The organism is Streptomyces sp. Ru72 (assembly GCF_002920635.1).
Taxonomy (GTDB): domain Bacteria; phylum Actinomycetota; class Actinomycetes; order Streptomycetales; family Streptomycetaceae; genus Streptomyces.
Genome location: NZ_PQSR01000016.1, coordinates 85,419 through 104,188 on the forward strand (window position 1 = coordinate 85,419; position 18,770 = coordinate 104,188).

Annotated in this window: 16 protein-coding genes; 10 read left to right on the top strand and 6 right to left on the bottom strand. The window is 71.7% G+C overall.

Features of this window, described 5'->3' with window-relative positions; translation table 11 throughout:
• Positions 1–90: 90 nt before the first annotated feature.
• Together C3488_RS10750 and C3488_RS10755 are read right to left on the bottom strand one after the other, a co-directional pair.
• Entirely contained in the window at positions 91–1,044 is a 954-nt protein-coding gene (locus tag C3488_RS10750; protein WP_103839128.1) for a hypothetical protein, read from the bottom strand.
• A gap of 219 nt (positions 1,045–1,263) precedes the next feature.
• Complete coding sequence (locus C3488_RS10755) at positions 1,264–2,919, bottom strand: FAD-binding dehydrogenase (RefSeq protein WP_103839129.1); 1,656 nt, start codon at positions 2,917–2,919, stop codon at positions 1,264–1,266.
• A gap of 366 nt (positions 2,920–3,285) precedes the next feature.
• On the opposite strand from C3488_RS10755, the gene C3488_RS10760 reads away from it, so the two are divergent.
• From C3488_RS10760 to C3488_RS10790, 7 genes are all read left to right on the top strand, one after another.
• Entirely contained in the window at positions 3,286–4,179 is an 894-nt protein-coding gene (locus C3488_RS10760) for a DMT family transporter (protein WP_103839159.1), read from the top strand.
• A gap of 122 nt (positions 4,180–4,301) precedes the next feature.
• Positions 4,302–4,820, top strand: coding sequence for an NUDIX hydrolase (locus C3488_RS10765; protein WP_103839130.1), 519 nt, complete (start codon positions 4,302–4,304; stop codon positions 4,818–4,820).
• 33 nt (positions 4,821–4,853) lie between these two features.
• On the top strand, positions 4,854–5,246 hold the full coding sequence (locus tag C3488_RS10770) for a YidH family protein (RefSeq protein WP_103839131.1): 393 nt from the start codon (positions 4,854–4,856) through the stop codon (positions 5,244–5,246).
• Positions 5,243–5,566, top strand: coding sequence for a DUF202 domain-containing protein (locus tag C3488_RS10775; protein WP_103839132.1), 324 nt, complete (start codon positions 5,243–5,245; stop codon positions 5,564–5,566). The genes C3488_RS10770 and C3488_RS10775 overlap by 4 nt, the downstream gene beginning before the upstream one ends.
• A gap of 100 nt (positions 5,567–5,666) precedes the next feature.
• Positions 5,667–6,578 (top strand): MBL fold metallo-hydrolase, encoded by a 912-nt coding sequence (locus C3488_RS10780; RefSeq protein ID WP_103839133.1) that lies wholly within the window; start codon positions 5,667–5,669, stop codon positions 6,576–6,578.
• 174 nt (positions 6,579–6,752) lie between these two features.
• Complete coding sequence (locus C3488_RS10785; RefSeq protein ID WP_103839134.1) at positions 6,753–7,775, top strand: phosphotransferase family protein; 1,023 nt, start codon at positions 6,753–6,755, stop codon at positions 7,773–7,775.
• A 6-nt stretch (positions 7,776–7,781) separates the two neighbouring features.
• Positions 7,782–8,996, top strand: a complete 1,215-nt coding sequence (locus C3488_RS10790; RefSeq protein WP_103839135.1) for an acyl-CoA dehydrogenase family protein — start codon at positions 7,782–7,784, stop codon at positions 8,994–8,996.
• Between the two features lie 80 nt (positions 8,997–9,076).
• Here C3488_RS10790 and C3488_RS10795 read toward each other — a convergent pair whose 3' ends face one another.
• The 3 genes from C3488_RS10795 to C3488_RS10805 form a co-directional block, all read right to left on the bottom strand.
• Entirely contained in the window at positions 9,077–9,670 is a 594-nt protein-coding gene (locus C3488_RS10795) for a TetR/AcrR family transcriptional regulator (RefSeq protein ID WP_103839136.1), read from the bottom strand.
• A 91-nt stretch (positions 9,671–9,761) separates the two neighbouring features.
• Entirely contained in the window at positions 9,762–11,411 is a 1,650-nt protein-coding gene (locus C3488_RS10800) for a class I adenylate-forming enzyme family protein (RefSeq protein WP_103839160.1), read from the bottom strand.
• On the bottom strand, positions 11,408–12,172 hold the full coding sequence (locus C3488_RS10805; RefSeq protein ID WP_103839137.1) for an SDR family oxidoreductase: 765 nt from the start codon (positions 12,170–12,172) through the stop codon (positions 11,408–11,410). The genes C3488_RS10800 and C3488_RS10805 overlap by 4 nt, the downstream gene beginning before the upstream one ends.
• Before the next feature lie 148 nt (positions 12,173–12,320).
• On the opposite strand from C3488_RS10805, the gene C3488_RS10810 reads away from it, so the two are divergent.
• Together C3488_RS10810 and C3488_RS10815 are read left to right on the top strand one after the other, a co-directional pair.
• Positions 12,321–13,550, top strand: a complete 1,230-nt coding sequence (locus C3488_RS10810; RefSeq protein WP_103839138.1) for an exo-beta-N-acetylmuramidase NamZ domain-containing protein — start codon at positions 12,321–12,323, stop codon at positions 13,548–13,550.
• A gap of 87 nt (positions 13,551–13,637) precedes the next feature.
• Entirely contained in the window at positions 13,638–14,981 is a 1,344-nt protein-coding gene (locus tag C3488_RS10815; protein WP_103839161.1) for a serine-threonine protein kinase, read from the top strand.
• Positions 14,982–15,007: 26 nt separating this feature from the next.
• On the opposite strand, the gene C3488_RS10820 is transcribed toward C3488_RS10815, so the two are convergent.
• Positions 15,008–17,809, bottom strand: coding sequence for a penicillin acylase family protein (locus C3488_RS10820; protein ID WP_103839139.1), 2,802 nt, complete (start codon positions 17,807–17,809; stop codon positions 15,008–15,010).
• Between the two features lie 225 nt (positions 17,810–18,034).
• Between C3488_RS10820 and C3488_RS10825 the strand changes: the two genes are divergently transcribed.
• The gene (locus tag C3488_RS10825; protein ID WP_103839140.1) at positions 18,035–18,637 is read left to right on the top strand and encodes a hypothetical protein; all 603 of its coding nucleotides are present in this window, start codon (positions 18,035–18,037) and stop codon (positions 18,635–18,637) included.
• Positions 18,638–18,770 lie beyond the last annotated feature (133 nt).

Below are 18,770 nucleotides of genomic sequence, written 5' to 3' on the forward strand. Positions count from 1 at the left end.
GCGCGGTTGTCCTTTCGGATGCCTTGTACGGGACTGTCGGGATGGTGAGGACTGTGGGGGCTTGAGGAGCCTTCGTGGCCGTCGGTGTCGTCACGCCGTACCCAACGCCGTGTCGCGCGCCGTACAGAACGCCGTGTACGGGTCGCGGTCGGGGTACGACCACGGCGCCGGGGTCGCGTACGACCCGATGCGATGGAACAGGGCGGCGGCCTCGGCGCCCCGGCCCTCGCAGAACTTGGCGTGCGCCAGGAAGTTGAGGTCGACATGTCGGCGCGGGTGGTCGTCGCGCTCCCACTCCAGCCACCAGTCGAACGCCGCCTTCATCACCTGGCGGGCGCGCCGCCCCACCCAGTGCCCGGAGGCCACGGGGTCGGGCGGCTCGCTGCCCGTGGCGGCAAGCACGCGGTAGCGCTCGGCGTGCGCGACGACCGGGAGGATGGCGAGCGGCGAGTCGGCGGGAGCCTGTTCGGCGGCCCAGTTGGCGAAGTCGTAGACCTCGTGCAGCGGGTCCTGGCCGGCGTCGGCGCGGCGCTCGGCGAGCCGCGCGACCACCAGGTGGTGGGCGTGGTGGTGGTCCGGGTAGCGGGCGCGCACCTCGTCGAAGAGGCGGACCACGTCCTGCTCGGTGCCGAGCGACCGCTCCAGGATCAGCAGACCGAGCCACGGGGTGGGGTCCTCGGGGGCGAGCGCGGCGGCGGCCCGGCAGGCCTCGCGGGCCGCGTCCGGGCTCTCCTTGCCGTTCAGTGCGCGGTGGACGACGGCGTGGGCGACGAGGGCGGCCGCGCAGGGCGACTCCGGTTCGGCGAGCTGCCAGTCGCGCGCCCAGGCGAGCGCCGTGGACTCCTGCGCGAGGACGGTGACGCGGTGGCCGCGGCGGTCCCAGTCGTCCCGGGTCGCGGCCAGCAGGGCGCGCACGGTCGCCCATCGTCCGCGGGCGAGCGAGGCCCGGGCAGCGATGAGTTCCGTGTCGTCGAGCGCGGCGTCGAAGAGCCGGTCCGCGCGCTTGCGGGCGCGGCCGAACGCCGGTGGGGGTGGGGGTGGCACCGCGGTGATTCCTTACCGAACGCGGCTCATCAGAGTGCGGTCACGCACAGCAAACCCTTCCCCGACGGGCTGCGTCAAGGGCGTACCGGATGCCCTACACGTGTCAACCGCGCTTGGAGGCAAGGGGATTGAACACGCGACGTGCGCGAGCACGCTGGGCGGGGCGGTACTCGGGGTGCGACTGCTCCCGCCCCTCGTGCGCTCGGCCCACCGCCCCGCTCAGCCGACCGCCTTGGCCGCCGCCCGTCCGGCGGAACGTCCCGAGAACAGGCAGCCGCCGAGGAACGTGCCCTCCAGGGACCGGTAGCCGTGCACACCGCCGCCGCCGAAGCCCGCCGCCTCCCCCGCCGCGTACACGCCCGGCAGCGGGTCGCCGCCCTCGGTCAGCACCCGGGAGGACAGGTCGGTCTCCAGGCCGCCGAGCGTCTTGCGGGTGAGGATGCTGAGCCGCACCGCGATCAGCGGGCCCGCCCCGGGGTCCAGGATGCGGTGCGGCGCCGCCGTACGGATCAGCCGGTCGCCGAGGAAGCGGCGGGCCCCGCGTATCGCGGTCACCTGGAGGTCCTTGGTGAAGGGGTTGAGGATCTCCCGGTCGCGCGCGACGATCTCGCGGCGCAGCTCGGCCTCGTCGATGAGTGGTTCCTTGGTGAGCGCGTTCATGCCGCGCACCAGCGCCCCGAGGTCCTTCTCGACGACGAAGTCCACCCCGTTGTCCATGAAGGCCTTGACCGGGCCCGGCACGTCCGCGCGGGCCCGCACGATCACGTCCCGGATCGACTTGCCGGTGAGGTCGGGGTTCTGCTCCGAGCCGGAGAGCGCGAACTCCTTGCCGATGATCTTCTGGTCGAGCACGAACCACGTGTGGTCGTACCCGGTCTTCATGATGTGCTCGAGCGTGCCGAGGGTGTCGAACCCGGGGAAGAGCGGGACGGGCAGCCGTCGGCCGCGCGCGTCAAGCCAGAGGGAGGACGGGCCGGGCAGGATGCGGATGCCGTGGTTGTCCCAGACGGGGTTCCAGTTGTGCAGGCCCTCGGTGTAGTGCCACATCCGGTCGCGGTTGATCAGACGGGCGCCCGCCTCCTCGGCGATGCCGAGCATCCTGCCGTCGACGTGCGCGGGCACACCGGAGACCATGCGCTCCGGGGGGTTGCCGAGACGCCTGGGCCAGTTGGCGCGGACCAGGTCGTGGTTGCCGCCGATACCGCCCGAGGTGACGATCACCGCCTGGGCCCGCAACTCGAAGGCGCCGGTGACCGTGCGGCTGCTCGCCTTGCCCCGCGGCGCGTCCGAGGGCTCCAGGATCTCGCCGGTGACGGTGTCGACGGCGCCCGCGCTGCGGGCGAGGCCGGTGACGCGGTGACGGAACTTCAGTTCGACGAGGCCACGCGCGACCCCGGCCCGCACCCGCCGCACGAACGGGGCGATCACCCCGGGCCCCGTCCCCCAGGTGATGTGGAAGCGGGGGACGGAGTTGCCGTGCCCGGTGGCGTCGTAGCCGCCGCGTTCGGCCCAGCCGACCACCGGGAAGAAACGCACGCCCTGCCCGTGCAGCCAGGCCCGCTTCTCGCCCGCCGCGAAGTCGACGTACGCCTCGGCCCACTTGCGCGGCCAGTGGTCCTCGGGGCGGTCGAAGGCGGCCGTGCCCATCCAGTCCTGGAGGGCGAGCGCGTGACTGTCGCGGATCCTCAGGCGCCGCTGTTCCGGGGAGTCCACGAAGAAGAGGCCGCCGAAGGACCAGAACGCCTGGCCACCCATCGACTGCTCGGGTTCCTGGTCGAGCAGGATGACCTTCCGGCCGGCGTCCACCAGTTCGGCGGTCGCGGTGAGCCCGGCGAGGCCTGCCCCGATCACGATGACATCAGCGTCGTAGGCCATGCGCCCGTCCTCTCACGGTGACGACCGGTCCGTCTCCTTGTTACTGACGGGTCAGATCCTTCGGCAGAAGAGTGACGGCGTCAACCGCATGTTTCCGGGTACTCGCCGCTGTCGGCAAACTCACGTCGTCCGCCGCGCGGACGCGTGCGCCGCCGCGCGGCAGCGGATGCCCACCGGGGACGGAAAGGGGCTCCGAGCAGGGTTGTTGAGGCGTTCCCGGCGCCGGGCGGAGGTGCGGTCACCCGGCGTGACGTACGAGCGGGAGCATGCCGAGAAGTTGTCAAGCACGGGCAGGTCACAGCCGCGAGCGCTACAGTCAGCGTGATACGCATCCCGTGACCCCGCTGAATCATTGAGGTGCGCAGCGTGTCGGTACTGGTTCTGGCTCTCGCCGTGAGCGCGGCCTTCTGTCTGGGCACCGGGTTCGTCCTGCAGCAGAACGCCGCCCAGCAGGCACCGCTCAGCGACTTCCTCTCGCCCCGGCTGCTGCTGGACCTGATGAGGGTGCCGCGCTGGCTCGGCGGTATCGGCCTGATGGTGGCGGGCATGATCCTCAGCGCCGTCGCGCTGTCCCAGGGCGAGATCTCGCTGGTCGAGCCGCTGGTCGCCACGAACCTGCTGTTCGCGCTCGCCCTCTCCCGCTGGCAGACCAAGCAGCCTTTGGGCCGTCAGGGCTGGGCCGGCCTGGTGCTGCTGGCCGGCGGCGTCACCGCGTTCATCGTGGCGGGCCGGCCCAGAGCGGGCGACGCGGTCACCGATCCGGTGCGGCACTGGGTGATCATCGGGGCGATGGTCGGCGCGGCACTGGTGCTGACGACGTACGCGAAGAGGTCCAGGATGATCACCGGACCGTTGCTGCTGGCGCTGGCGGCCGGTCTGCTGTACGGCGTGCAGGACGCGCTCACCCGGGTCAGCGGGCAGCGTCTGACGACGGGCGGGTGGACGGAGTTCGTCACGGGCTGGCAGCCGTACGGGGTGCTCGTGCTCGGGGTGACCGGACTGGTGCTGGTGCAGAGCGCGTTCGAGACGGCGCCGCTCAGGATGTCCCTGCCGGCCCTGACCGCGGCCCAGCCGCTGGCCGGGATCGCCTGCGGGGTGGGCTTCCTCGGCGACCGCCTGCGTACCGACACGGGAGCGCTCGCCTGGGAGGCCTCCGGCCTCGCGGCGATCGTGCTGGGCATCGTGCTGCTCGGGTTGCACCCGGCGATGCCGCGGGGGTTGGGGGAAGTGGAACAGGAGAAGGATCTGCAGACCCGGTGAGAACTGGGCGTCGGCCGGGGCGGGACGGGACGGTCGTCCGCTTGCGGCGGCGGCCCCTTGCGACGGGCCGTAGAGCGAAACCTCGGCGGCCGGCGGGCGGGAACGCCTGGTTGGATGGCCGTATGAGTGCCGCTGACGAGCTTCTTGACATCGTGGACGAGGACGACCGGGTCGTCGGGCAGTCGCCGCGCGGCGAGGCCTACGCGCGGGGGCTGCGGCACCGGTGCGTGTTCGTGCTGGCGCGCGACGGCGACGGGCGGGTCTTCGTGCACCGTCGCACCCCGACCAAACTCGTGTTCCCCTCCCTCTACGACATGTTCGTCGGCGGCGTCGTCGGCGCGGGAGAGACCTACGACGACGCCGCCCTGCGCGAGGCGGAGGAGGAACTCGGCGTCAGCGGACTGCCCCGGCCCGAGCCGCTGTTCAAGTTCCTGTACGACGACGGCGCCGGCCGCACCTGGTGGTCCTCGGTCTACCAGGTCCGCTGCGACCTGCCGGTGAACCCCCAGCCTGAGGAGGTCGCCTGGCACGCCTTCCTGCCCGAGGACGAGGTGGAACGGCGGCTGTCGCAGTGGGAGTGGGTCCCGGACGGGCTCGCCGCCTACCGGCGGCTCAAGGAGTACCGCCGGTCCACCGCCTGAGGCGCGGCACGGCGCCCCCGGTAGGGTCCTGCCGTGATCGAATTCGTACGGAACGTCCGGCTGTGGTTCGCGCCCCAGGAGGTCCGTGAGGAAGGCCGTACGCCCGACTACCGCTTCTCCCTGGCCAACGAGCGCACCTTTTTGGCCTGGTTGCGCACCGCGCTCGCGCTGATCGGCGGCGGCTTCGCCGTGGACCAGTTCCTGCCCGGCCTGCGCTGGGCCTGGCGCGTGGGGCTCGCCCTCGCGCTGCTCGGCTCGGGGGTGCTGTGCTCGCTGCGGGCCGTCAACCACTGGGTGCGCTGCGAGCGGGCGATGCGGCGCGGCGAGGACCTTCCCGCCTCCCGCTTCCCGGCGGTGCTCAGCCTCGCCATCGCCGTGGTGGCCGTCGCCATGGTCGTGGTCGTCGTCGGCGGCTGGGCCGGATGAGCGCCCCGGCCGGTCAGCGCGACCCGGGGCTCCAGCCGGAGCGCACCCGGCTCGCATGGCGCCGCACCACCCTGTCCTGCACCGTGGCCGCCGTCCTGGCCGCGAAGACGGCACTGCACGGCAGGACGACGGGCGGCTTCGTCGCCGTCGCGCTGTGCTGCCTGCTCTGGCTCGGCTTCCTGGCTCTGGCCGGGCGCCGCATCCACGCCCTGGCGGCCGCCGAGCCCGGCCACCCCCCGCGGCTCACGCCCCGCCAGGCGGCGGCCGCGACCCTGTGCACGGCCGCGCTGGCCGTGTGCGCGGCGGCCCTGGTGTTCTGAAGGCACCGACGGAGGACGCTGAGAGGAACCCCCGGCACGGGAGGCTCGTTGTCGACTGGCAGGCTGTCCGGCACCAGTTGGCAACGAAACAGGGGGTTCCATGGCCGCGGCTGATCCGTACACGGTCGCACTCGCCGACGACGTACACGCCTATGTCCAGCCGGACGGCGGCTGGTGCCTGAACAACGCCGGCTTCGTGAGCGACGGGACGGCCACCCTGCTGGTGGACACCACCGCGACCGAGCGCCGCACCCGTGCCCTGGGCGCGGCGATCGCGGCGACGGGCGCCCCCGCGCCGCGGGTCGTGGTCAACACCCATCACCACGGCGACCACACCTACGGCAACGCCTTCTTCGCGCCGGCCGCGATGATCGTCTCGCACACCGACTGCCGCCGGGAAGCGCTCGCCGCCGGGCACAACCTGCCGTTGATCTGGCCCGCGATCGACTACGGGGACGTCCGGATACAGGGTGCCGACCTGACGTACCGGGACCACACGACGGTGCACGCGGGCGCGGTGGACGCCGAGGTGATCCATCCCGGCGTCGGGCACACCGTCGGCGACTCGGTGGTCTGGCTGCCGCACCGGCGCGTGCTGTTCACCGGCGACCTGGTCTTCGAGGGCGGGACGCCGTTCTTCCTGATGGGGTCGCTCAGCGGCTCCCTGCGCGCGCTGGAACGGCTGCGCGCGCTCGGCGCCGAGACGGTGGTGCCCGGTCACGGGCCGGTGACCGATCCGTCGGCGTTCGACCGTACGGAGCGCTATCTGCGGTTCGTCGCCGAGGTCGCGCAGAAGCACCACGCGGCGGGGCGCACGCCGCTTGAGGCGGCGCGGTCCACGGATCTCGGGGAGTTCGCCGAGTGGCGGGAGAGCGAGCGGCTGGTGGCCAACCTGCACCGCGCCTACGCCGAGCTGGACGGCCTGGCCGAGGGGGCGCCTGTCGATCCGCTGCCCGCGTTCCGGGACATGGCGGTCATGAACGGCGGGGAGATGATGGCCAGCCACGCGTGAGGCCGCTTCGGGTCACGGCGGCGGCGCCCCGCCGCCGTGACACCGATGACCGCCGGCGCCACGATGGCACCGTGGCGCCGATCACGTTCGCCCCGCACACTGGACGACATACCGACCGGTCGGCATCATGAGGCAGGTCCTGTTTTCCGCGCACGTCGCACGTGAGGAGCAACGATGAGCCCAGACCACCCGCCGGGTCTCGATCTCGGCCGGCTGCGCGGCCTGCTCGACGCCGAGCGGCCCGGCCTGGTGAACGGCCCCCTGACCGGGCGGCTGATCGAGGGCGGGCGGTCCAACCTCACCTACGCCGTCTCGGACGGCGCGGCGCGGTGGGTCGTACGCCGTCCCCCGCTCGGCCACGTCCTGGCCACCGCGCACGACATGAGGCGCGAGCACCGGGTGATCAGCGCCTTGCACCCCACGCCGGTGCCGGTGCCGCGCCCGGTGCTGCTGTGCGAGGACGAGTCGGTCCTCGGCGCCCCCTTCTACGTGATGGACTTCGTCGAGGGCACCCCCTACCGCACCGCCGAACAGCTGGGGCCGCTCGGCCCGGAGCGCACCCGGAACGCGATCCTCGGCCTCGTGGACACGCTGGTCGAGCTGCACGCGGTGGACCCCGAAGCGGTGGGTCTCGCGGACTTCGGCCGTCCGGAGGGCTTCCTGGACCGTCAACTGCGCCGCTGGGGAAAGCAGTTGGACGCCTCCCGCAACCGGGAGCTGCCCGGCATCGACGAGCTGCACGCGGCGCTCGGCCGCGCGCTGCCCGACTCCCCCGCGCCGGCCGTGATCCACGGCGACTACCGCCTGGACAACGTTCTCCTGGGTGACGACGACAGGATCACCGCCATCCTGGACTGGGAGATGTCCACGCTCGGCGACCCGCTGACCGACCTGGGCCTGCTGGTGATGTACAGCGTGCCGCTCGGCACGCCCGACTCCCCCGTCTCCACGACCGCCGAGGCCCCGGGTCACCCCGATCCGGCCGAGCTGATCGAGCGGTACGCGGCCCGCTCGGGGCGCGACGTCTCCGCCGTCTCCTGGTACACGGCCTTCGCCTGGTTCAAGCTCGCCGTGATCCTCGAGGGCATCCACTACCGCTACACGCTCGGTCAGACGGTCGGGCGGGGCTTCGACCGCATCGGCGAGCTGGTGCCCGTCTTCATCGAGCACGGCCTGACCACCCTGCAGGAAGGCTGATCCGTCATGGACTTCGCGTTCGACGCGCGCACCGAGGAGCTGCGCGCCAAGCTGCTCGCCTTCATGGACGAGTACGTCCACCCGGCGGAGGCCGTCGCCCACGAGCAGCGCGCGCGGCTCGCCTCGCCGTGGGACACCCCGCCGGTCGTCGAGGAGCTGAAGGCCGAGGCGCGCCGGCAGGGCCTGTGGAACCTCTTCCTGCCGGACGCCGAGTACGGCGCCGGGCTCACCAACCTCCAGTACGCCCCGCTCGCCGAGATCACCGGCCGCTCCCCGCAGCTCGCGCCCACCGTGACGAACTGTGCGGCGCCCGACACCGGCAACATGGAGGTGCTCGCGCAGTTCGGCGACGAGCAGCAGAAGAAGCAGTGGCTTCAGCCGCTGCTGGCCGGGGAGATCCGCTCGGCGTTCGCGATGACCGAGCCGGAGGTGGCCTCCTCGGACGCCACCAACATCACCACGCGCATCGAGCGGGACGGCGACGAGTACGTCATCACCGGCCGCAAGTGGTACATCTCCGGGGCGATGAACCCCGACTGCAAGATCTTCATCGTGATGGGCAAGACGGACCCGGACGGGCCGGACATCCGCCGTCAGCAGTCCATGGTGCTGGTCCCGCGCGACACGCCGGGTGTCACGGTGAAGCGCGCGATGCAGGTGTACGGCTACGAGGACCACTACCACGGCGGTCACGCCGAGGTCGTCTTCGATCACGCGCGCGTGCCGGTGGCCAACCTGATCGGCGAGGAGGGCGGCGGGTTCGCCATCGCCCAGGCGCGGCTGGGCCCGGGCCGGATCCACCACTGCATGCGGCTGATCGGCATGGCGGAGCGGGCGATCGAGCTCATGTGCACGCGGGCGGTGTCCCGTACGGCGTTCGGCAAGGCGCTCGCCCAGCAGGGCGTGGTGCACAACTGGATCGCCGACGCGCGCGTGGCCGTGGAGCAGTTGCGGCTGCTGGTGCTGAAGACGGCGTGGATGATGGACACGGTGGGCAACAAGGGCGCGCACACCGAGATCCAGGCCATCAAGATCGCCACTCCGCGCACGGTCGTCGACATCATCGACAAGGCGGTCCAGCTGCACGGCGCGGGCGGGGTGAGCCAGGACTTCCCGCTGGCCGAACTCTGGGCGGCGGCCCGCACCCTGCGACTCGCGGACGGCCCGGACGAGGTCCACCAGCGGTCGCTCGCGCGGCGGGAGCTGAAGAAGTACCTGTGAGGCATGGGTGAGGGGCGGACGCCGCGGCGTCCGCCCCTCACCCATGTGCGTCGATCGGCTGGGTGTACTGACCCCTGAGGTCAGGGCCGCAGCGCCCGCAGCAGCAGGTCCGCCAGGTGGTCGGCGACCTCTCGGGGGCTGAGCGGGCCGTCGGGGCGGTACCAGGTCGACAGGTGGTGCACCGAACCGAAGTGGTAGTCGACGACCAGGTCGGCCGGGGTGGCGGTGGAGAACACGCCCTCCTTCTGGCCCTCTTCGATCAGCGCCCGGAACCGCTCGTGGTAGCGGCGCCGCTCCGCGCGGACCTGCTTGTCCTTCTCCGGGCTGAGGTGGTGCATGGACCGGAAGAAGATCATCGCGTCGTCGAGGTTCTCGATGGTGGTGACGACGACGTCGGCCGCCGCGTCCCTCAGGCGCTTCTCCACCGGCTCGTCGGCGTCCGCGAAGGCGTCGAGCCGCTCCTGCTGGACACGCAGCACGCGCGCGTACACCTCATGCAGCAGATCGTCCTTGGAGCCGAAGTAGTGGTACAGCGCTCCCTTGGTGACGCCGGCCGCCTCGACGATCTCCTGCACGGACGTGCGGTCGTAGCCCTGCTCGGCGAAGAGCCGCGTGGCGGCGGCCAGGAGCCGCTGGGGGACCGGCGTCCCGTCCCCGTCCGTCGTTCTGGGCACTGCCGCCACCTGCCTTTCCGATGATGACTACTGGGGGCGTCTTCGCCTTTTCCCGGGTCGTTCGCCTCCGGAGCGCTCGAGCCCCTTCGGCTCACTCCCGGCGGGAACGCAGTTCCCGACGCAGGATCTTGCCACTCGCCGTCTTCGGCAGCTCGGGCAGGACCTCCACCTGGCGCGGGTACTTGTAGGCTGCCAGTCTCTCCTTGCAGTACGCCGCGAGCGCGTCGGGGTCCGTCTCGGCCCCCGGGCGCAGGCTGATGTACGCCTTGACGGTCTCGCCGCGGTACCCGTCCGGCACCCCCACGACGGCCGCCTCGCGCACCGCCGGGTGCGTGTAGAGGACGTCCTCGACCTCCCGAGGCCACACCTTGAAGCCGGACGCGTTGATCATGTCCTTCTTGCGGTCCACGACGTACAGCCAGCCCCGCTCGTCCATGAACCCGATGTCGCCGGTGCGCAGCTCGCCGTCCGCGAAGGTCTCGGCGGTGGCCTCGGGCCGCCGCCAGTAGCCGGGCACGACCTGGGGGCCGCGGACGACGATCTCGCCCTGTTCGCCGAACGGCACCTCCTCGCCCCGCTCGTCGACGATGCGGACGACCGTGTCCGGCCCGGGCACGCCGACCGCCAGGGTTCCGGAGACCGGGTCCACGGGGGCCTCCCGGCCGGGCGGGACCGAGGCACAGGGCGCGGTGCACTCGGTCAGTCCGTAGCCGTTGCGGATGTACGGCCCGAAACCGTCCCGGAACTTCTCCACCAGGGCGGGCGGCAGCGGCGCGCCACCGGAGGAGATGACCCGGAAGGAGGAGAAGTGGTCCGGGGTGACGGACGGGTGGGCGGCGAGCGCCATGAAGGCGGTGGAGGGGCCGACGGTGTAGTGCGGGCGGTGCTCGGCGAACGCGTCGAGGACGACGCCCGGCTCGAACCGGTAGGCGAGGACGAGCGTGCCGCCGCTGGTGAGACAGGCCGCCAGCTCGCACACCATCCCGGTGATGTGGAACAGCGGCGCCAGAGCGAAGTAGACGGGCACCTCGGGCAGGCCGAGGCCCGTGCGCTGCCGCTCGGCGTTGTACATGATGTTGCCGTGCGTGTTGGTGGCGCCCTTCGGGGTGCCGCTGGTGCCCGAGGTGTAGCTGATCAGCGCGATGTCGGACGGGCCCAGGTCGCGGCCCTCGGGCGCCTTGTGGCCCTGCCGGGCGACGGCGACCAGGTCGTCGGCGTCGGCGGCCTGCTCCAGCCGTTCGAAGCTGAGCACACGTGCGTCGTCACGGGTCTGGAGGTCCCGTTCGCAGGCGGTCAGTACGATCCGCACGGGCGATGCGGCGGCCGTGTCCCGCAGATACGACTCCCAGGCGCGGTCGGAGCACACCAGGGCGGTCACCTCGGCGTCCTTCAGGACGTGTGTGACCTCCCCGGACTTGTACATGGGGTTGACGGGCACGACGGTGGCGCCGGCCTTCCAGGCGCCGAGCAGCGCCAGCACGAAGTGCGGGGAGTTCTGCAGCAGGATCGCGACCCGGTCGCCGCGCTCCAGACCGCGCGAGGCGAGGAACCCGGCGACGGAGTCGGTCAGCGCGTCCAGTTCGGCGTAGCTGATCCGGCCGTCGAAGTAGGCCAGGGCGGTGCGGTCGGGGGGCACCTGGCGCAGGGCGTGCGGGAGCGAGTCGGCGGGGCTGACCGGGGCGCGCTGGGCGTCGTCGAGGAGGGCGAGCCAGGGCTTGGCGGCGTAGCGGGAGGCGGTCACCGGCCGGCCTCCCACTTCTGCTGGATGTGGTTCATGCTCGTCATCCAGCGGTCCGGGTCGGTGGCGCGCGCCTGGTAGTAGGCGGCGGCCTCGGGGTGCGGCAGGATCAGGAACCGGTCCTCCTCGATGCCCTTGAGCAGGGCGTCGGCGACGTCGTCGGGTTCGATCGCGGTCGGTGCCAGCACCAGTTCCCCGGCGGTGCCGGAGGCGGTCAGCATGTCGGTGCGGACGCCCTGGGGGCAGATCGCGTGGACCTTCAGGCCGCGATGGCGGTAGGTCAGGGACAGCCACTCGGCGAAGGCGTACGCGCCGTGCTTGGTGACGCTGTAGGGGGCGGCGCCGATCATGGTGAGCAGTCCGGCGGCGGAGACCGTGGAGACGAACCGGCCCGCGTCGCGCTCCAGCCAGGCGGGCAGGAGTTCGCGGGCGGCGCGGACGTGGGCCATCACGTTCACGTCCCAGGCCCGCGCCCAGACCTCCTCGTCGGCGGCCTCGGTGCCGCCGGAGCCGAGGCCCGCGTTGGCGCAGTAGACGTCGATCGTCCCGCCGAGGGCGTCCCGCGCCTGCGACACGATCGCGGAGGCGTCACCCGGGACGGCGATGCCGCCGATCTCGTCGGCCACGGCCTTCGCCTTCCCGGCGTCCAGGTCGTTGACGACGACCCGGGCCCCCTCGGCGGCGAAGCGGCGGGCCAGCGCGGCCCCGATGCCGCCTCCCGCCCCGGTGACGACCACTCCCGCATCCTGCACGGCTTCCACCATCGGTCTCCTTCGACGCGACACGCACCGGCTCTGCTGCCGTCGGCTCTGTACGGCGGCCAGACTAACCAGTCGGTATGTAACAGGGAAGAGGCTGCTTCGCCGGCCATTACGCGGGCATGACAGTTCCATCGAGCAGGGAGGTCATCGCATGAGGCTGTCCAGACGAGGGCTGCTCGCCGCCACCACGGCGGCGGCCGTGCCGTTCCCCGCAACGTCCGGGGCCGGCGGCGGGCGGCTGCGCACCGGTTTCGAACGCCTGGCGGCGGACGGCTACGCGCCGCTGGCGGGCCGCCGGGTCGGCGTCGTGACCAATCCCACGGGCGTGACGAGGGACGTGCGCCACATCGTGGACGTGATGCACGACGACCCCAGGGTGAACCTGGTCGCGGTCTTCGGGCCCGAGCACGGCTTCCGAGGCACAGCCCAGGCCGGCGGTTCGGAGGGCCGCTACGACGACCCGGCGACCGGGCTTCCCGTCTACGACACGTACCTGAAGGCCGGCCGGCCGCTCGCCGACATCTTCACCGCGTCCGGTGTGGACACCGTCGTCTTCGACATCCAGGACGTGGGCGCCCGTTTCTACACCTACATCTGGACCCTTTACGACTGCATGGAGGCCGCCGCCCTCGCGGGCAAGCGGTTCATGGTCCTGGACCGGCCGAACCCGGTGACCGGACGCGCCGCCCTCGGCCCGGTCCTGCACAGAGAGTTCGCGACCTTCGTCGGCCGGCAGCCGATCGCGCAGGCGCACGGGATGACGGTCGCGGAGCTGGCGCGGCTGTTCAACGGGGAGTTCCTGACCTCGCCCGTGCCGCTCGACACCGTCCTGATGGCCGGCTGGAGGCGGTCGGACTTCTACGACGCCTCCCGGCTGCCCTGGGTGCCACCGAGCCCCAACATGCCGACACCCGACACCGCGCTGGTCTACTCGGGGACGTGCCTGTTCGAGGGCACGAACCTGTCCGAGGGACGCGGCACCACCCGCCCCTTCGAACTCCTCGGCGCGGAGGGCGTCGACGGCCGGTGGGCAGCGGAAGCGGAGCGACTGGAGCTGCCGGGCGTGCACTTCAGGGAGGCGTACTTCACACCCGCCTTCTCCAAGTCCCAGGGCAGGACGATCGGTGGAGTGCAGATCCATGTCCACGACCGGGCGGCCTACGACCCCGTCCGCACCGGGATCGCGCTGCTCGTGACCGCGAAGAAGGTGTGGAGCGGATTCGCCTGGCGCTCCGACGCCTGGATCGACAAGCTCACGGGCTCCGCGCGGGTGCGCACGATGATCGACGCCGGCGCCACGGCCGACGAGGTGGTGGCGGCGTGGCAGGACGAACTGGCCGCCTTCCGGCGGATCCGCAGGGAGTACCTGCTGTACGGATGAGCGTGACGTATGGCCAACCGTGGCCGCCCGCAGGACGATGCGCGCACTGCGCGCAACGCGCTCGACCTCGGGGCAAGGGGGCCCGTCATGGCGGTACCGGCAGTGAGCGTGAGTCCCTACTGGGAGCTGACCTTCGACGCGGACGGCGACGTCGACGGGCCGGAGCGGAACCGGCTGCTGACGGAGGTGACACGGCGGGAAGTCCGCGACCTGCTGGTCTTCGCGCACGGCTGGAACAACCAGCGCTCCGGCGCCACCCGGCTCTACAGCAGCTTCTTCGCGCCGGTGCCCTTGATCGCGCCCAGGGCCCGCCTCGGGTACGTGGGGGTGATCTGGCCGTCGATGATGTTCGCGGACGAGCCGATCCCCCACTTCCCGCCGTCGGTCGCGGTCGAGGTGCCGGCGGCTCCGCTGCTGGACAAGGACAGCCGCCACGCGCTGCTCGAGGTGTTCCCCGGCCGCGCGACCGTGGTGGAGCAGCTCTCACGGCTGCTGGAGCAGCATCCGGACGACGGTGCCTCGCTGGAGGAGTTCGGGCGGCTGGTGCGGCTGCTGGTGGAGGTGCGGCCGCAGGGGCCGCAGGCAGCGTTCGCCGCGGACACGCTGGCCCAGGGGGCGCCCGAGGACGAGCCCGGGATGATGACCGGGGACACGGCCGAGGTGTGCCGGAGCTTCGCTCGGGCGCTGGAGCAGGTCCAGTCGGCCGGCGGGGAGCCCCCGGAGGGGTTCTCGTTCACGCCGAAGGGCGTGTGGGACGGCGCGCGCGAGTTGCTCAGACAGGCCACGTACTACGCGATGAAGCGGCGCGCGGGGACGGTCGGCGAGCGGGGGCTCGGGCAGGTGATCGGGCAACTGGCGCAGGCGGCGCCGGGGGTGCGGGTGCACCTGGTCGGGCACAGCTTCGGCGGGCGGCTGGTGTCGTTCGCGCTGCGCGGGCTGCCGGAGGGGGTGCGCACGGTGAAGTCGGTGACGCTGCTGCAGGGCGCCTTCTCCCACTACGCCTTCGCGGCCCGGCTGCCGGAGGACCCGCACACCAGCGGTGTGCTGGACGGGCAGCAGAACCGGGTCGACGGTCCCCTGGTGTGCTGCTATTCCCACTTCGACTCGGCGCTCGGCACGCTCTACCCGCTGGCGTCCCGGATGGCGGACGACGACCGGTCGCTGGCCGGGGGCTTCACGGCGAACCTCGACATCGGCCGGCTCCTGGGCCCCCGTTGGGGGGCGATGGGGCACGACGGGGTCCAGGCGGTGGACGGTACGCGCGGCATGACGCTCGCCGACGCGCTCGGCGGCGGACTGCCGACGTCCGGCTGCGTCAACGTCGACGCCTGCGCGGTGGTCTGCCACGGCGGTCCGCCGGCGGGCGCGCACAGCGACATCGTGCATCCGGAACTGGCCCGGGTGGTGCTGGCGGCGGGCCGGGTGAGCTGACCCGCCGCCGCACGTCATCTCGCGGCCTACCGGTGTGAGGTGTACTCCACCACCTGCTGGAACGTCGGCCGGTTCTGCCAGCTGATCCTGCCGTGCTTGATGCCGCCCAGGGTGCGCTGGACGATCGAGTCGGCGCACCACTGGTCACCGGCCGAGCACTGGTCGTCGCCCGGGTAGACCTGGGACGCGGTCATGCCCGCCGCCTGCTTCAGCGTGCTGATCAGGACGTCGCGGCAGGCGCTCAGGCTGCCGCCGCCGCAGTACTTCTGTGCGAGCGGGCCCTGCACCGGCTCCCCGAGGACCGCCCGGATGTCCTTGTCGACATAGCTCCACCAGCCGTACTGGAAGGAGCTTCCGGCGTGCGAGCCGGTCGGGCCGTGCGCGGCCGACGGGGACTCGTCGATCGGCAGGTTGTTGCCGAAGGCGGTGTACAGGTCGCTGCCGAGGCCCGGTTGGAACTCGGCCTTCACCAGCAGCGGCCACCAGGCGTCCAGGATGCGGATGGCATCGGCGTCGGCGTACGTCTTCGAGCCGGCCGAGGTCTCGGTGCGCCGGGCGCCCGCCGACACCCACGCCTGCAGCTTGCCCACCGCCGCCGCGGCCGTCGGATCGGTCACGGGCGAGCTGCCCACGACCTTCAGCAGTCTCGGCAGCACATCCTCGGCGCGCAGATCCGCGAGAGCCGCGTCCGCCATCGCCTTCACCAGGGACGACCTGGTCACCCCGCCGGCCGCGACCAGCTTCCTCACCCGGTCCTCGAGCAGGTTGCCGCGGTGGACGGAGCCCTCGCCCCAGGGAGCGGCCGTGTAGTCCTTGGCCTGCTTGTTGTTCCAGGAGATGTAGTAGTCCTGGTCGATGGAGTTGGGGTGCTGGGACGGCGCGGTGTAGTCGGCCGTGTTGGTCGCCGGGTCCCAGTTGCGCCACTCGTACGCCGCCTGCGCCCATACGGGGAACTCGGCGTCGACACCGCTGGCCCGCACCGGGTTGTCGCCGCTGTTGTAGTACGCGGTGTGCTGGGAGTCGGCGTAGAACCAGTTGAAGGTGTAGTTGATGTGCTGGACCGCGCTCTGGAAGTCCTTCGGCCCCTTGACGTAGTCGGGGTCGTTCAGCATCTGGAAGCCGATGATCGAGTCGGCCTCGTGCAGGTAGGACGAGCGCAGGGTGGTGTAGGCGACCTTCTTGCCGCCGACCGTGGCGCGGTACTCCACGGGCCCGTACTTGGTGCGCCACACCCGCATCGTGTAGGAGCCGGCCGGCGTCGAGTCGGCGGTCGTGGGTGACCAGGAGTTCTTCTGCTCCACCTTGTCCATGGCGGTGCAGGTGCCGTGGTACAGGTAGTGGTAGTCGTCCTGGCACAGCTCGACCGCGTAGGTGTCGATGATGTCCTGGCCGGAGGTGGTGGCGCTCCACGAGTAGTCCTGGCCGCGGCCCAGTTCGACGTACATGCTCAGGCCCGCGAAGGAGGCGCCGCGGGCGCTGATGCCGGGTCCCTGGATCTCCTGGAGCATGAGGAGCTGCGGCGCGAAGTAGCCGGTCTGCGGGCCGAAGACGGCGATGGGGTGGCCGCTCGCGGTGTACTTGCCGCTCACCACCAGGGCGTTGGACATGCCGCGCCTGGCGGAGGTCAGGGCGGTCGTGGCCGCGGTCTTCGACGCGCGGGCCGCGCTCGAGGTCGCCGCGCTGCCGGTGCGGTCGTAGACGAGCGGTTCCTGCGTCACCGAGCCCGCCTCGGGCAGCGCCTCGCCCTGGGGGCTCGCCGGCTTGGTCGCGTACGGGAAGCTCTCGCCGTTGTGGACGGTGAGGACGGCCTCGGGGTCGTTGCGCTCACGGAAGGACTCCCAGACCCTGGTGCCCTCCTCCACGCCGTACTTGGACTGGGCGGCCAGCAGGGAGATCGCGTTGTTGACCTCGCCGCCCCCGCCGGAGCCGAAGAGCGCGCCGATGACGGAGGCGAGCGCGACCAGGTCGGTGACCTTGAAGTGCTCGATGGTGCCGGCGTTGGTGATGGAGTCCTTGTGGCCGGTCAGGACGTACTCGCCGGGGAAGTAGCGGCCGGAGTCGGAGGCGTCGATGTAGGCGTTGACGCCGGCCAGGTAGGCGTTCACGTCGGCGAGGGCCTGCTTGCCGCGGTCGCCGGCGGCGGCCACCGCGTTGTCGATCTGTGCCTGGAGGTCGGCCTCGGTGTAGGGCGCGTTGCGCCAGAACTCCTGTTCGAGGCCCTGGTTGGCGGCGGCGCCGCCCGCGAAGGAGGTGAGCTGTCCGCGGCCCACGTGCCGGAAGACGTCCATCAGCCACAGCCGGTCCTCAGCCGCGGCATACCCGGCGCCGAACTCCGTGCCGTACCTGGTGGTACCGGTGATGTGCGGGACGCCCGTCTTCTTGTCGCGGACGATCGTCACGTCACCGCGACCGGCGGGCTTCTCGGTGGAGGCGACTTGGTCGGACGGGACGCCGAACGAGGCGTCGTTGAAGAAGCTGTTGATCTTCGCGTCGGTGAGCGAGGAGTAGCCCGTGGCCAGGTTGGCGTAGGGGCCGAGCTGGTCCTCGGCATGGTTGGGCTGGGTACCGAAGGCCTGGTTGAGCAGGATCTGGGCGAGGGTTGCGTTGCCGTTCTCGCCGGGCGGGAGGATGTCCGAACACCGGCCGCCGCAGTAGTCGTTCGACGCGGTCGCCTCCGAGGTGCTCGCGGCCGCCTCGGCGGTGGCCGCGGCGGTCGGGGACAAAAGCCCCGCGATGAGCACGCATATCGACGCGGCCTTGAGGAACTTGGGGGTTCTGCGAGGAGTTCTCAGTCTGTCGAGGGCGGTGCGTGGGGTGCGCCGTGGCATGGCAGCTCCTCCCGACGGGGTAGTGGCGGGCGGACGTTACCGCCGGTATCCCCGCGATTGAAGATGAACATGCGTCAGTTTTTCAACCGTCCGGCAAGTGCTTTTGGAGGTCACCGGAAATCCGATGGAGCCGAATCGCGTGTCGATACGTCTATTCGGCGACGTCCCCAGGACGACGCCGAAGTGACCGAAGTACAAGTGCAGTTGTGACGGAGGTGCAGGGCGATGGCCGGTTTCCGGAGTCTGGCGAGACAGGTCCGTGATCCGAGGTGCGATCTGGCACTACGGCGCTACTCACTGCGCAAGTGCCTTGAGAAGTTCGCCCCCTACGGGCATCGGGCCACCTGGGACCATCTGTGCTCCCGGGCCGGGTTCGGCCCCGAGGACCGCTCCCCCGATCCGGTGCGGCTCGTGGCCGCACTGGAGGAACTGGAGGAGGCCCGGTCCGTGTGGCTCACCTACGAGGCCGAGTTCACGGAGCGCCGCAGGAAGGAGAAGCACGACGGACTGCGCCGGCCGGGCAGTGTGGACGACTGGCACCGGCTGACGTGGGGCGGCTTCGGGGTCGCGTGGTGCGACGACCCGCGGGTCCACCCTCATGAACCGCTGGCGGAGGTGCTGCGCCGGCTCATCGCCGCACTGGAGCGCGATCCGGGCTCATCGTGTCCGGTGTGCGCCGGTGAGCGCCTCACCTGGAGATACGACCTGGCCCATGAGCCGTCGTCGGGCCCGGTCTGCACGGACTGCGGCATCCTGGTGCCGTCTCACGTGCTGACACCCGCGGCCCTGGCGCGGACCAGGCGCGCACGGCTGCTCGTGTCGGCCTAGGGACCGGATCGTGGGGGTGCGCCGGGGGATGCCGCACCCCCGTTGTCAGCGGCTCGTGACCCACCGGGACAGGGCGCAGAGGTGAGCCGGGGGCCGACGGGTGCCCGGCGCGGGGGTGCGCCGGGGGAATGTG